Source organism: Actinomyces succiniciruminis (genome assembly GCF_900002405.1).
Classification (GTDB): Bacteria; Actinomycetota; Actinomycetes; order Actinomycetales; family Actinomycetaceae; genus Actinomyces; species Actinomyces succiniciruminis.
The window spans coordinates 11,056-24,817 of sequence record NZ_LK995535.1 but is presented as its reverse complement, the minus strand read 5'-3'; the positions used below and the strand labels follow the sequence as shown (position 1 = coordinate 24,817).

Here is a 13,762-nt window from a genome sequence, read left to right as displayed (position 1 = left end):
TCTCTTCGACTAGGCTGCCCATGTGAGTGACGTGAAGCAGCCCGGCCTGATCGACCCGCCCGATACCCCCGCCGAGGACCAGCAGGAGGAGAAGACCTTCCCCGTCCCCGCGCCGCTCGACTCGCACGGCCCGGCCCGCGTCATCGCCATGTGCAACCAGAAGGGCGGTGTCGGCAAGACCACCACCACCATCAACCTGGGGGCCGCCCTGGCCGAATACGGGCGGAGAGTACTGATCGTGGACTTCGACCCCCAGGGCGCGGCCAGCGCCGGCCTGGGCGTCAACGCCCACGAGTTGGACCAGACGGTCTACGACATGCTGGTGGCCGCCCGCCCCGACGTGCGCCCGATCATCCACCACACCTCCGTGGAGGGCCTGGACCTGGTGCCCGCCAACATCGACCTGTCCGCCGCCGAGGTGCAACTGGTGGGCGAGGTCGCCCGCGAGCAGGCACTCGCCCGAGTGCTGCGCCCCGTCCTGGACGAATACGACGCCATCATTGTGGACTGCCAGCCGTCGTTGGGCCTGCTGACCGTCAACGCCCTCACCGCCGCCCACGGCGTCATGATCCCCCTGGAGACCGAGTTCTTCGCCCTGCGCGGGGTGGCCCTGCTGGTGGAGACCGTGGACCGGGTACGCGACCGCATCAACCCGCGCCTGCAGATCGACGGCATCCTGGCCACCATGGTGGACCCGCGCACCCTGCACTCCCGGGAGGTGCTCGAGCGCCTGCAGGAGGCCTTCGGGGACAAGCTGTTCGACACGCAGATCCGCCGCACCGTTAAGTTCCCGGACGCCTCCGTCGCCAGCGAGCCCATCACCAGCTACGCCCCCAGTCACCCGGGCGCCGAAGCCTACCGGCGCCTCGCCCGGGAGGTCATCGCCCGCGGCAATGTCGCCTAATAATGTCGCCTAAACCTGGCGCCGCGAGCATCGCGGCGCCCGCCTCCCAGCCACCGCTGGAGGGCGCCGCACAGCCCGACGCCGCGGCGAGAACGCAACTGCCGGGATTCAGCGTCAACCTGCCCCAGTTCGAGGGCCCCTTCGACCTGCTGCTCACCCTGATCGCCCGCAAGCGCCTGGACATCACCGAGCTGGCCCTGGCGGAGGTCACCGACGAGTTCATCGCCTACATGCGCGCCGACGGCGACCTGGGCCGCGCCACTGAGTTCCTGGTGGTCGCCTCCACCCTGCTCGCCCTGAAGGCCCACCGGCTGCTACCGCACGACCCGGATGAGGCCGACGAGGACATGGAGCTGCTGGAGGCCCGCGACCTACTGTTCGCCCGCCTGCTGCAGTACCGCGCCTACAAGGAGGCGGCCGCCGCCTTCCGCGGCCGCGCCGAGACCGCCTCCCGCACTCACCCGCGCGTGGTGGCCCTGCCCCCCGAACTGGCGGCGCTACTGCCCCGGCTCGTGGCCACCATCGATGCGGAGGACCTGGCCCGTATCGCCGCCGACGTGTTCACCCGCCCCCACGACCCGGGCGTGCAGACCGTGCACCTGCACGAGCGCGTCCCGGTGGGGGAGCAGCTGCGTATTCTCGCCGACCGGCTGCGCCGGGCCGGCACCCTGACCTTCACCGAGCTGACCGCGGATGCGGGCCGCACCGCCGTCGTCGTCGCCCGCTTCCTCGCCCTGCTCATCATGTACCGGCAGGGCGGCGTCGACCTGACCCAGGCCGCCCCCATGGAGGAGATCACCGTCGCCTGGCGCGGCGACGCGGATGCGGCCGGCATGACCAGCCCCGAATTGGAGGAGGAGTTCGCATGAGCACCCCGGAACCCGCGGCCTCCCGGCTGCCCGTGCCCGTGTCGGACGCGGAGTTGCGCGCCGCCGTCGAGGCGGTGCTGGTGGTGGCCGACGAGCCGGTGACCGCGGCCGCCCTGGCGGCCGCCCTCGGCAGGGAGGAGACCGACGTCGAGGCGCTGCTGGAGTCCCTGGCCGCCGAGTACGCCGGCGAGGCGCCGTCCCCCGACCGGGGCGTCCGGGCGCGCGGCTTCGTGCTGCGCCGCGCCGCCGGCGGCTGGCGGCTGGCCTCCGCACCCCGGTTCAGCGACCTGGTGGAACGCTTCGTCATCGGCGGTGCCACCGCACGCCTGTCGCAGGCAGCCCTGGAGACGCTGGCCGTGATCGCCTACCGGCAACCCGTCACCCGCGGCCGGATCGCCGCCATCCGCGGCGTCAACGTCGACGGCGTGGTGCGCACCCTGCACGCCCGCGGCCTGATCGAGGAGGCCGGCAGCGAACCCAGCGGCGCGATTCTGTACCGCACCACCGGCGAGTTCCTGGAGTACCTGGGCCTGGACTCGCTCGACGACCTGCCGCCCCTGGCCCCCTACCTGCCCGACACATCCGCCCTGGGAGACATCGAAGACGAGATCAGCGGGAGAATACTGCCGTGAACCCAAGCCAGGACCACCGCGACGAGCGCACGGACGCCGTGCTGGACTTCGGCGCCGAGGAGTTCTACGACGCCGACGACCTCGAAGAAGTCGACTACGAGGTCGACGCCCCCTCGACGGCACCCGCCGCGGCGGGAGCCGTCGCCGGCCAGGACGGGCAGGCGCGCACCGAGGACCCCTACGTCGCCGGCGGCCAGCGGCTCCAGAAGGTGCTGGCCCACGCCGGGGTGGGGTCGCGGCGCGTATGCGAGCAGCTGATCGCCGCGGGGAGAGTGAGCGTCGACGGGGTGCGGGTCACCGAACCCGGGGTGCGCGTGGACCCCGCCACTCAGGAGATACGCGTGGACGGCTCGCGGGTGCTCACCGACCCCGACGTCATCACCATCATGCTGCACAAGCCCGCCGGCGTGGTCACCACCATGGAGGACCCGCAGGGACGGCCCACCGTCGCCGAGTACGCCGAGCGGTACCTGACCGAGCACGCCGAGCAGCTGGGCGGAGTGGAGAAGGCCGCCGCCTTGCGGCTGGTGCACGTGGGCCGGCTGGACGCCGACACCGAGGGGCTGCTGTTGCTGTCCAACGACGGCGAACTCACCCACCGGCTCACCCACCCCAGCTACGAGGTCGCCAAGACCTACGTGGCCGTGGTCAAGGGCCGGGTGGGCGCCGGCCTGCCGCGGCGGCTCCGGCGCGGCGTCGAGCTGGAGGACGGGCCGATCACCGCCGACCGGGCGGTGGTCAAGGATGTCTCCCCGGACGCCTCGATCGTGGAAGTCACCCTGCACTCCGGACGCAACCGCATCGTGCGCCGCATGCTGGCCGCCGTCGGCCACCCGGTGATCCGTCTTTCCCGCACCCGGTTGGGCCCCTTGACCCTGGGTGATCTGCGGCCCGGTGCCATGCGGGCCCTGACCGGCGCCGAGGTCAGCGCCCTGCAGCAGGAGGTGGGCCTGTGAGTGCCATCGGAAACCCCTCGGCCGTCCTGTCCACCCGGGGGCCGGTGCTGGTGGTCGGCACCGGGTTGCTGGGCACCTCCCTGGCGCTGGCCCTGACCGCCGCCGGCGTCCCGGTGCAGCTATCCGACACCTCGCCCACCTCCCTGGCGCTGGCCCGCGATATGGGTGCCGGGCAGGTGCGTGATGAGCACAGCCCCGAACCGGCCCTGATCGTGGTCGCCACCCCACCGGACGTGGCCGCGGGCGTGGTTCTGCGCGAACTGGACGCGCACCCGGATGCGGTGGTCACGGATGTCGCGAGCGTCAAGGCGCGCATTGCCGCCGAGGTGCGCCGCCACGGCGGGCGGGACGCGCGCCGCTATGTCGGCTCCCACCCCATGGCCGGGCGGGAGCGGTCGGGGGCCGGCGCGGCCGACTCCGACCTGTTCGCGGGCCGCCCCTGGGTGGTCATCGCCGACGGCGCCACCCCGGAGGCCGAGTTGGCGGTGCGCAACCTGGCCGTCGACGTCGGCGCGACCCCGGTGCGCATGACCGCGGCCGAGCACGACGCCGCCGTCGCCGCCGTCAGCCACGTCCCCCAACTGGTCAGCTCCCTACTGGCCGCGCGTCTGGAGACCACCCCGGAGAACGCGCTCGGCCTGGCCGGGCAGGGACTGCGCGACACCACCCGCATCGCCGCCTCCGATCCGCGGCTGTGGTCGGCCATCGTGGTCGGCAACGCCGGGCCGGTGGCGGACATGCTGCGCCAGCTGCGTGGGGACCTGGACCGCCTGATCGATGGGATCGCACCCGCCGCCGTGTCGCCCGACGACCCCGCCTACACCGCCGCCGGAGACGCCGCTACCATCGCCCCGGGCGCCGTCGGCGCTATTACCGACCTGATGACCCGCGGCAACGCCGGGCAGGCCCGCATACCGGGCAAGCACGGCGGGGCGCCGCGCCGCTACGCGCAGGTGCAGGTGCTGGTGCCCGACTCCGCCGGCTCGCTCGGTCGGCTGTTCTCCGACGTCGGCGAGGCGGGTGTCAACATTGAGGACTTCGCCATGGAGCACTCGCCCGGGCAGAGCGCCGGCCTGGCCATGCTCTCGGTCATGCCGGCCGCCGCGCAGGGGCTGGAGGATGCCCTGGACGCCCGCGGCTGGCGCGTGGTCGTGTCCTGAGGCGGCCCGCGGCGGCCGTCCCGGCGCGGCTGTGGGCGGACTCATCTGCTGCGGATCCGCGCCCGGCCGCGTCATTGTGGGACGCTTACCCCTTGAGGCCAACCGGGCTCGCCTGAGCCTGCGGGGTTGAAAGTTGGAGGAGCACATGGGAATCGTCGTCGCCATTGACGGGCCGTCCGGGTCCGGCAAGTCCACGGTGTCCAAGCGGGTTGCGGCCGCGCTGGGGCTGGCCTACCTGGACACCGGCGCCATGTACCGGGCGGCCGCCTGGTGGTGCGAGCGCACCGGCATCGACCTGGACGACGCCGCTGCCGTCACCCACGCCGTGCAGGCCATGCCGCTGGTGATGGGTATGGACCCCGAGGCGCCCGGCGTCACCTGCGACGGGGTGGACCTCGCCGAGGCCATCCGCGACCCGCACATCTCCACCGTGGTCTCCAAGGTTGCCACCAATCTGGACGTGCGCGCCGAATTGGCCCGGCTCCAGCGGGAGATCATCCGTGCCGAGGCGACCGGCCTGGCCGGCTCCTTCTCCCGCGGCGCCGGCATCATCGCCGAGGGGCGCGACATCACCACGGTGGTCGCCCCCGACGCCGACGTGCGCCTGCTGCTGACCGCCAGCGAGCAGGCCCGGCTCGCCCGCCGCGCCGCCGACCTGGATGCCGCCGGCAAGGCCGTGGATGCGGCCGCCCTGCGCGACCAGGTGGTGCGCCGCGACCGCGACGACGCCACCGTCTCCCAGTTCCTCACCGTTCCCGAGGGCGTCACCGCGGTGGATACCTCCGATCTGACGCTGGAGGAGACCATCGCCCGCGTCACCGAGCTGGTCGAGCAGGCGCGCACCGAGGCCGCCGAGCGCGAGCGCTTGGAGGACGCCCGCGCCGACGCGCTGCGCGCAGGCCTGGACGACTACGTGCTCGACGCCGACGACCAGGCGGTGCTCGCGGGGGAGGAGATCCCCAGCGCCCAGGCGGGGCTGGAGGCAGGATTGCCGGTGCTGGCCGTCGTCGGCCGACCGAACGTGGGCAAATCCACCCTCGTCAACCGGGTCCTGGGCCGCCGGGAGGCCGTGGTGCAGGACGTGCCGGGCGTGACCCGCGACCGCGTCTCCTACCCGGCCGAATGGGCCGGCAAGCGCTTCACCATCGTCGACACCGGCGGCTGGGAGGTTGACGTGGCCGGCCTGGACGCCGCCGTCGCCGCGCAGGCCGAGGCCGCCGTGGACTTGGCCGACGCCGTGCTGCTCGTGGTGGACGCCCGCGTGGGGGTCACCGAGGCCGACGACCGGATCGTCAAGATGCTGCGCCGCTCCGGCAAGCCGGTGGTGCTGGCTGCCAACAAGGTCGACTCGCCCGTGCAGGAGGGCGACGCCGCCGCGCTGTGGGCCCTGGGCCTGGGCGAGCCCTACGCCGTCTCCGCCCTGCACGGCCGCGGCAGCGGCGAGCTGCTCGACGCCGCCGTCGCCATCCTGCCGGAGGTGTCCGCCGTGGCCGGGCCGGAGCGCAGCGACGACCTGCACCGCATCGCCCTGGTGGGGCGCCCCAACGTCGGCAAGTCCTCACTGCTGAACCAGCTCGCCGGCAACGAGCGGGTGGTGGTCAACGAACTGGCCGGCACCACCCGCGACCCGGTGGACGAGGTCGTCGAGTTCGACGGCCGCCAGTGGCTGCTGGTGGACACCGCCGGCATCCGCCGCCGCATCCGGCAGGCGCGCGGTGCCGACTACTACGCGGTGCTGCGCACTCAGGGGGCGGTGGAGAAGGCCGAGGTGGCGGTGGTCCTGCTGGACGCCTCAGAGGCCATCACCGAGCAGGACATCCGCGTGATCCAGCAGGTGGTCGACGCCGGACGCGCCCTGGTAATCGTCAACAACAAGTGGGACCTGGTTGACGAGGACCGCCGCAAGCAGCTGGAGTGGGAGGCGGAGCACGAGCTCGCCCATGTGGACTGGGCGCCGCGCATCAACCTCTCCGCCCGCACCGGCTGGCACACCAACCGGCTGGCGCGCGCCCTGGACACGGCCCTGGCCGGCTGGAACACGCGCGTGCCCACGGGGCGGCTCAATGCCTTCCTGGGGGAGCTACAGGCGGCCAGCCCGCACCCGGTGCGGGGCGGCAAGCAGCCCCGCATCCTGTTTGCCACCCAGGTGCAGACCGCCCCGCCACGCATCGTCATCTTCACGACCGGATTCCTGGACGCCGGTTACCGGCGCTTCATCGAGAACCGGCTGCGTGAGGAGTTCGGCTTCGCCGGCACCCCCATCCAGATCGGTGTGCGCGTGCGCGAGCGCCGCCAGCGGCGCTGAGGGTGGCGGTTTTGGCCCGAAACCGGCCATAGGACTCGTAGGCTGAGACGGTGGAGTCACAGCGCACCGATTACGTGGCGTGGTTGTGCGCCGACACCTCCTGGCAGCTGGGCTCGGTGGTCGGTACCTTCGCACTGACAATGGTCGCGCTGGACGTTACCGGATCGACGGCGCAGGCGGGCCTGGTCTCGACGGTCGCCGGAATGGCGGCCGCGGCGATCTCCATCCCCGGTGGCATGGCAATGGATCGCGTGGATCGGCGCTGGGCCGTCATTGCCTCCGGGATGCTGCGGGCCGTGCTCTACACCGCGGTCGCCCTCATGTGCGCGACCGGCAAGCTTTCGCTCGGCCTCCTCGCCGTGTGCGCCGGAGCCGCGGGGCTCATCACCGGTGTGTTCGGCACGGCGTCGGACGCAGCGCTGCCCAGCATCGTCTCCGGCGAGCGGCTGCCCGGCGCGCTGGCCGTGAACCGGGGACGTGACGGTGTCGTCAACATAATCGGGCAGCCGATTTCCGGGCTATTCCTGGCGGTGGGGTCCTGGGTGCCATTCGTGGCCTCGGTGTTCGGTGCGCTCGGTCAGGCCGTCGGCATCAGTCGCGTGCGGGCGGACCTGCACCCGCTTGTCGACGACGGCGAGAGCACTGCTCCACCAATCCCGGAAGCCGGGGTGACTTGGCGGTGCCTGCTGCGCATACTCACCCGACCAGCCGTACTGGCCCTGGCATCTTCGGCCATGCTGTTGAACCTGGAGGTCCTGCTCCTGATAGACGGAATGCAGATGGCCCTGCGCGTGGCCGGTGCCTCCACCGCCGCAGTGGGATTGCTGAACACGTTCATGGCGGTGGGCTTGCTCGTCGGTGCGCTGCCCGCGTCGTGGCTAATCCAACGCGTGCGGGCCGGCAGGATCATCGCCGTGGGATCGCTGCTGTGCACGCTCGTGGTGGTTCCCGTGCTCGTCCAACCGGGGCCCGCCGTCCAGGCGGTGACGCTGGCACTCGTCGGGTTGCCCACCGCGACCACGAGCGGCTGCACCTTCGGTTACATCCAACACGTGGTGCCGAAAGCCGGACAGGGACGCGCCCTGGCGCTGGTGGGGCTGGTCATCGCCGCGATCTCGGCGGCCGTGCCGGTCACCGCCGGGGTGCTGCTCGAACTCGGCGGCCTGCGCCTGTGCGTGTTGGTTGCCCTCGGCCTCGGGGTGGCGGCAACCGCTGTGGTTGTAGCGGTTACGCCCGCAAGGCAGCTGGCGCGCGCCTCCGAGTGGTGAGGTCTCTGTCCGGGCGGCGCGCCTGCCTGTACGACGCGGCCTTAGCGTTGCAATGACTTACGTCGCCCGGTTGTATCGCTCTTCCCCGCACCGTACGATCGCGGCATGGTCGACACATCGCGGTGGCTGACTGAGCTCAAGGAGCTGGAGGTCAAGGACTGGCCCGCGTATCTGAACCAGCGCTCGGGGCTTCCCGGCCCCCGCGCGAACATCGAGCTGATCGCGGTGGTCGCGCGGGCCGCCGATCCAGACACGATCGAGGAGCTGCTGGCCGACGGCGGTGAGTACACCACTGCCTGTGCGGCCGCCGCGCTGGGGTATCGGGCGGCCGATGCGGCCATTGAGCGACGGGCGCGGGAACTGGCTACCGACGAGCGCTGGCGTGTGCGCGAGGCCGTCACCATCGGCCTGCAACTACTGGGTGATTCCGACCCGCAAACATTGTTCTCCCTCGTCCTGGCATGGGCGGATGACGAAGACCCGTTGGTACAGCGCGCCGCCGCGGTGACGATCTGCGAGCCGCGGCTGCTGTGTACCGCCGAGGCCGCTCGGCTCGCCATCGACGTGTGCCGGCGCACCACCGATCACCTCATTGCACTGCCGCCGCAGGACCGCAAGGTCCCGGCGGCGCGGACGCTGCGCAAGTCCCTCGGCTACTGCTGGAGCGTGGCCGTTGCGGCCGACCCCGGCGCGGGGCTCCCCGTATTCGCGGCGCTCGACGTCGGCGACCCCGACGTGGCCTGGATCGTCATCCAGAACCGCCGCAAGAAGCGCCTGTCCAAGCTCCTCGGCAACCCAGGCTGACCCCGGAGCGGTGTTGCCGGGGCGGCTCGGCATGCCAACGTACCGGCGGTGTCAAGATCGATGACAAACGCCGGGGAAGCGCTCTTCTACGCCACTCGGTACCCGCATGGTTCCAACGTTTTGTGAAGCGCCTGGAGCGCTGCGGATTTCGTTTGTCATCGATTTTGACAGCAAGAGCGCGGAGCGAGCCACGGCGAGGCAGCGGATCACCGACTTCGTGAGGCGCTCCTCAGTTCCACACCCCGGAGGAGCCGCGGCGCCAGGATCCCACCAGGTGGGTGTCCACGATGCCGATGGCCTCCATAAGCGCGAACGCCGTCGTCGGGCCGACGAACCGGAAGCCCAGGCGCTTGAGCCGGCGAGCCAGCGCCTCCGACTCCGGCGAGCGCGTGGGCGTCTCCGCCAGGGTGCGCGGGGCGGGCGTGGCCGCCGGCCGGTAGGACCAGACCAGGCCCGCCAGGCCGCCGTCGACGTCGTCGGCATCCCGCAGGGCCACGGTGGCGCGAGCATTGTTGATGGTGGCCAGGATCTTCGCCCGGTTGCGCACGATCCTGGCGTCGGCCAGCAGGCGGGCCACGTCGTCGTCCCCGAAGTCGGCCACCGCCTCCGGCTGGAAGTCGGCGAAGGCCTCCCGGAAGGCGGGCCGCTTGACCAGGATGGTGCGCCAGGACAGGCCGGACTGGAAGGCCTCCAGGCTGAGGCGCTCGAACACGCCGCGCTCATCGCGCACGGGCATGCCCCACTCGGTGTCGTAGTAGTCGCGCAGCAGCGGGTCGGCGGCGGCCCACACCGGCCGCGCCAGCCCGTCCTCGCCGATCACCAGGTCTTCCATGCGGTAACCGTAGCGGACGGCCTAGACTGCTTCCATGTCGACAACACGCACACCGGTTGACCCCACCGCCACGGCCGCCTGGAAGCGGCTTACCGAGCTGCACCAGTCCATGGAGCCCGACCTGCGCGCCTGGTTCGCCCAGGACCCGCAGCGTGCCGAGCGCTACTCCTACGAGGTGGGCGACCTGTTCGTCGACCTGTCCAAGAACTTCCTGACCGATGAGGTCCGCGACGCCCTGGTGGAACTCGCCGAGGCCGTGGACGTGCCCGGCCGCCGTGACGCCATGTTCGCGGGCGAGCACATCAACATCACCGAGGACCGCGCCGTCCTGCACACCGCCCTGCGCCGCCCCGCCACCGACACCCTCACCGTGGACGGGCAGGACGTCGTAGCCGACGTGCACGAGGTCCTGGAGAAGATCTACGCCTTCGCCCGCCGCGTGCGCTCGGGGGAGTGGACCGGCGTGACCGGCAAGCCCATCAAGACGGTCGTCAACATCGGTATCGGCGGCAGCGACCTCGGCCCGGTCATGGTCTATGAGGCCCTGCGCCCCTACGTCCAGGAGGGCCTCGAGGCCCGCTTCATCTCCAACATCGACCCCAACGACTGCGCCGAGAAGGTCTCCGACCTGGACCCGGAGACCACCCTGTTCATCATCGCCTCCAAGACCTTCACCACCCTGGAGACCCTCACCAACGCCCGCATGGCCCGCACCTGGCTGCTGGAGGCGCTGGCCGCGCGCGGCATCAGCACCGACGGCGCCGTCGCCAAGCACTTCGTGGCCGTGTCCACCGCCCTGGACAAGGTGGAGGCCTTCGGCATCGACCCTGCCAACGCCTTCGGCTTCTGGAACTGGGTGGGCGGGCGCTACTCGGTGGACTCCGCCGTCGGCACCGTGCTGGCCGTGACCGTCGGCCCGGAGAACTTCGCGGACTTCCTGTCCGGTTTCCACGCCGTCGACGAGCACTTCGCCACCAAGGCGCCGGCGGAGAACGTGCCCATGCTCATGGGCCTGCTCAACGTCTGGTACGTGAACTTCTTCCAGGCCGCCTCCCACGCGGTGCTGCCCTACGCCCAGTACCTGCACCGCTTCCCGGCCTACCTCCAGCAGCTGACCATGGAGTCCAACGGCAAGTCCGTGCGCTGGGACGGCAGCCCCGTGGTGGCCGACACCGGGGAGATCTTCTGGGGCGAGCCCGGCACCAACGGCCAGCACGCCTTCTTCCAGCTGCTGCACCAGGGCACCCGGCTGATCCCCGCCGACTTCATCACCGTCGCCAACCCGGCCCACCCGGTCAAGGACGGCGAAGCGGACGTGCATGAGCTGCTGCTGTCCAACTTCCTGGCCCAGACCGCCGCCCTCGCCTTCGGCAAGACCGCCGATGAGGTGCGCGCGGAGGGCACCCCTGAGGCGATCGTCCCGGCCCGCGTGTTCAGCGGAAACCGGCCGACGACGTCGATCCTCGCCCCGGCCCTCACCCCCGCCGTGGTCGGGCAGCTGATCGCCCTGTACGAGCACATCACCTTCACCGAGGGCATCGTGTGGGGCATCGACTCCTTCGACCAGTGGGGCGTGGAGCTCGGCAAGAAGCTGGCTCTGGAGATCGCCCCCGCGGTGCGCGGAGACGAGGCCGCCTACGCCGGCCAGGACGCCTCCACCCGGCAGCTGATCGACCGCTACCGCGGCCTGCGGCACTGACCGCGGACGACTCGGTACAGACATGACGCCGGGAGCGGGGGAGACCTACCCCTCGCTGATCGACGACGCCCGCCTGCGCCCGCTCACCACCGCCGAGCAGCAGCGCTACTCGCGCAATGCACTCGTGCCGGAGGTGGGCGGGCGCGGTCAGCAGCGCATCCGCGCCTCCCGCATCCTGGTGGTGGGCGCCGGCGCCCTGGGCTCGCCCGCCGTCCTGTACCTGGCTGCGGCCGGCGTGGGCACGCTCGGCATCATCGACGACGACGATGTCGCCGTCTCCAATCTGCAACGCCAGGTGCTGCACACCACTGCCGCCGCGGGGCGGCCCAAGGTCGACTCCGCCCGGGAGGCCGTGGCCGCCCTGAACCCGGACGTAGAGGTGGTCACTCACCGGGAGGCCCTGACCAGCGCCAACGCCATGGAGCTGTTGCGCGGCTGGGACGTGGTGATCGACGGCACCGACAACTTCCCCACCCGCTACCTGCTGGGAGACGCCTGCGTGCTGCTCGGAATCCCGCTCGTGCACGGGGCGGTGCTGCGCTTCGACGGCCAGGTGACCGTTTTCGACGCCGAACGCGGTCCCTGCTACCGCTGCGTGCACCCGGCACCGCCCGACCCGGGCGCGGTACCGTCCTGCGCCGAGGCCGGGGTACTGGGCGTGCTGCCCGGAATCGTCGGAGCCATGCAGGCCGCGGAGGCGTTGAAGCTAGTGATCGGGGGAGCGCGTCCCCTGGTGGGCCGCATGTTGTTGATCAACGCCTGGGACGGGCGCGGTGCGGAACTGCCGATAAGGAAGAACCCCGACTGCCCGCTGTGCGGCACCCAGCCAACCATCACCGGGCTGGTGGACTATGAGGCCTTCTGCGGCGCCCGGCCGCAGGGGAGGATGACTCTTGCAGAGGAGAGCGATATGAACACGATCACCGCCGACGGGCTGCGCGCGCGCATTGCCGCGGGCGAGCTGCCCGGGCGGGCCTTCACGCTTCTGGACGTGCGCGAGCCGCACGAGGTCGAGCTCGAGACGATCGATGGCTCCGTGCACATCCCGCTCGCCCAGGTGGTCGAGCGCCGTGGTGAGCTCGATCCGAGCCGCGAGCTGATTGTCTACTGCGCCGGTGGCGTGCGCTCCGCCCGCGCCATTGCGGCCCTGGAAGATGCCGGATACGCCGGCCCCATGACCAACCTGGAGGGCGGCATCAAGGCCTGGGCCGCCTCCGCCTAACTCGCCAACCCGCCGAGGTCGGTAGATATAACCGCCGAGGTCGGTAGACGTTACGTGCCGAGATCGGTCGAAGTTGTCGCCGGGGTCCCACGGGAACGGTGAGCGGCGTCACCAGCCACGGATTTCGACGCCGGCGCCAGGATGGGCTATTGTCATCCCTGTTCGCGCGAGGCAACAGCCGCGAGCGGACGGGCTGTGGCGCAGCTTGGTAGCGCACTTGACTGGGGGTCAAGGGGTCGTGGGTTCAAATCCCGCCAGCCCGACCAGGACGTGGTCACCACCTCAGGGTGGTGACCGTTTTTCGTTGAGATTGGGTTATCGGCGCGGACGTGGTGCTTTAGGCCGGCGTGTCGTGGTTTTCTAGTGGGTTCGTCCGGCCCAGCCTTTGCGGGCCCAGAGGCCTTCTTCGGGGGTGGGGGGTGGTGCCCCCATCCGGCGGGGTGCGGACTGGCGCTGGTGAGGGTGGTTTTGGGTTTGGGTGTGCGGGTGCGCTTGGGTCTGCCTTGGGCGTGCCAGTCGGCCAGGATGCTGCGGGCGGGTGCGGGATTGTCGGTGTAGGTGTACAGCGTCCACTCGGCGATGGCGGCCTGGTGGTCGGGGGTGGCGCCGCGGTGGTGGCGCAGCCGGTCGCAGACTTGAGCATTGACGGACTCGACGGGGTTGGTGGTGCGCTCCCTTCAGCCAGTCCTTGTACTGGGTGCCGTAGTCGTTCAGATTTACCAGCCACCCGGTGGCCTCCTCGACAGTGGAGATGGTCAGCAGCTTGTGAGAGTGGCGTAGTAGGGCCTTGCCGGGGATGGTCTTGGGGTGCAGTGTCAGGTCTCGGACGGTGCCCGCGGTGTACGTGGATCAGGCACCGCTGGATGGGAGTGTCGGGACACTGGCTGCGTAGCGCTTTTACGTCGGTGGCGACCAGGTCGGGCGGGGCGATAGGAGCCAGCAGCGTCTGGTAGGCCGCCGCGCTCTCGGACGCGGCCCACAGCGCGAGGCGATTAAGTGGGTGGGACTGCGGGCTACCAGGAGGACCCACTTGTGGGTCAACCACATCCCGTCGATGAAGATCTGGGAGTGCACCTCGTCGGTGACTGGCGGGTTGGGGACGGGGATGCCT

The 13,762-nt window shown here is 71.1% G+C and carries 11 protein-coding genes and 1 tRNA gene; 11 read left to right on the top strand and 1 reads right to left on the bottom strand.

What is annotated here, in order from left to right:
* Positions 1 to 22: 22 nt before the first annotated feature.
* The 8 genes from BN1056_RS11950 (at position 23) to BN1056_RS11915 (ending at position 8,898) form a co-directional block, all read left to right on the top strand.
* Positions 23 to 904 carry a ParA family protein gene (locus BN1056_RS11950; RefSeq protein WP_210581512.1) on the top strand — a complete coding sequence of 294 codons (882 nt, stop codon included), beginning with the start codon at positions 23 to 25 and terminating at the stop codon, positions 902 to 904.
* A gap of 2 nt (positions 905 to 906) precedes the next feature.
* Positions 907 to 1,773 (top strand): segregation and condensation protein A, encoded by an 867-nt coding sequence (locus BN1056_RS11945; RefSeq protein WP_210581510.1) that lies wholly within the window; start codon positions 907 to 909, stop codon positions 1,771 to 1,773.
* On the top strand, positions 1,770 to 2,405 hold the full coding sequence (gene scpB, locus BN1056_RS11940; protein WP_425306124.1) for an SMC-Scp complex subunit ScpB: 636 nt from the start codon (positions 1,770 to 1,772) through the stop codon (positions 2,403 to 2,405). The genes BN1056_RS11945 and scpB overlap by 4 nt, the downstream gene beginning before the upstream one ends.
* Complete coding sequence (locus tag BN1056_RS11935) at positions 2,402 to 3,361, top strand: pseudouridine synthase (RefSeq protein ID WP_210581508.1); 960 nt, start codon at positions 2,402 to 2,404, stop codon at positions 3,359 to 3,361. Before scpB ends, BN1056_RS11935 begins: the two co-directional genes overlap by 4 nt.
* The gene (locus tag BN1056_RS11930) at positions 3,358 to 4,521 is read left to right on the top strand and encodes a prephenate dehydrogenase (protein WP_108967042.1); all 1,164 of its coding nucleotides are present in this window, start codon (positions 3,358 to 3,360) and stop codon (positions 4,519 to 4,521) included. The genes BN1056_RS11935 and BN1056_RS11930 overlap by 4 nt, the downstream gene beginning before the upstream one ends.
* Before the next feature lie 145 nt (positions 4,522 to 4,666).
* Positions 4,667 to 6,826 carry a bifunctional cytidylate kinase/GTPase Der gene (gene der / locus BN1056_RS11925; RefSeq protein ID WP_210581506.1) on the top strand — a complete coding sequence of 720 codons (2,160 nt, stop codon included), beginning with the start codon at positions 4,667 to 4,669 and terminating at the stop codon, positions 6,824 to 6,826.
* A 50-nt stretch (positions 6,827 to 6,876) separates the two neighbouring features.
* Positions 6,877 to 8,094 (top strand): MFS transporter, encoded by a 1,218-nt coding sequence (locus BN1056_RS11920; RefSeq protein ID WP_210581504.1) that lies wholly within the window; start codon positions 6,877 to 6,879, stop codon positions 8,092 to 8,094.
* Positions 8,095 to 8,199: 105 nt separating this feature from the next.
* Positions 8,200 to 8,898: a HEAT repeat domain-containing protein gene (locus BN1056_RS11915; protein ID WP_210581501.1), complete on the top strand. Its 699-nt coding sequence runs from the start codon at positions 8,200 to 8,202 to the stop codon at positions 8,896 to 8,898.
* A gap of 229 nt (positions 8,899 to 9,127) precedes the next feature.
* On the opposite strand, the gene BN1056_RS11910 is transcribed toward BN1056_RS11915, so the two are convergent.
* Positions 9,128 to 9,730, bottom strand: coding sequence for a DNA-3-methyladenine glycosylase I (locus BN1056_RS11910; protein ID WP_210581499.1), 603 nt, complete (start codon positions 9,728 to 9,730; stop codon positions 9,128 to 9,130).
* 34 nt (positions 9,731 to 9,764) lie between these two features.
* Between BN1056_RS11910 and pgi the strand changes: the two genes are divergently transcribed.
* The 3 genes from pgi (at position 9,765) to BN1056_RS11895 (ending at position 12,917) form a co-directional block, all read left to right on the top strand.
* A complete protein-coding gene (gene pgi / locus BN1056_RS11905; protein WP_210581496.1) occupies positions 9,765 to 11,429 on the top strand; it encodes a glucose-6-phosphate isomerase in 1,665 nt (554 codons plus the stop codon).
* A 22-nt stretch (positions 11,430 to 11,451) separates the two neighbouring features.
* Complete coding sequence (gene moeB, locus BN1056_RS11900; protein ID WP_210581494.1) at positions 11,452 to 12,651, top strand: molybdopterin-synthase adenylyltransferase MoeB; 1,200 nt, start codon at positions 11,452 to 11,454, stop codon at positions 12,649 to 12,651.
* A 189-nt stretch (positions 12,652 to 12,840) separates the two neighbouring features.
* Positions 12,841 to 12,917 (top strand) — tRNA-Pro (locus BN1056_RS11895).
* The last annotated feature ends 845 nt before the right edge of the window (positions 12,918 to 13,762 follow it).

Bases quoted from the DNA above. Each gene is read 5' to 3' on its own strand.
- BN1056_RS11945 (WP_210581510.1), top strand. From the start codon at position 907: ATGTCGCCTAAACCTGGCGCCGCGAGCATCGCGGCGCCCGCCTCCCAG.
- scpB (WP_425306124.1), top strand. From the start codon at position 1,770: ATGAGCACCCCGGAACCCGCGGCCTCCCGGCTGCCCGTGCCCGTGTCG.
- der (WP_210581506.1), top strand. From the start codon at position 4,667: ATGGGAATCGTCGTCGCCATTGACGGGCCGTCCGGGTCCGGCAAGTCC.
- BN1056_RS11915 (WP_210581501.1), top strand. From the start codon at position 8,200: ATGGTCGACACATCGCGGTGGCTGACTGAGCTCAAGGAGCTGGAGGTC.
- BN1056_RS11910 (WP_210581499.1), bottom strand. From the start codon at position 9,730: ATGGAAGACCTGGTGATCGGCGAGGACGGGCTGGCGCGGCCGGTGTGG.
- pgi (WP_210581496.1), top strand. From the start codon at position 9,765: ATGTCGACAACACGCACACCGGTTGACCCCACCGCCACGGCCGCCTGG.
- moeB (WP_210581494.1), top strand. From the start codon at position 11,452: ATGACGCCGGGAGCGGGGGAGACCTACCCCTCGCTGATCGACGACGCC.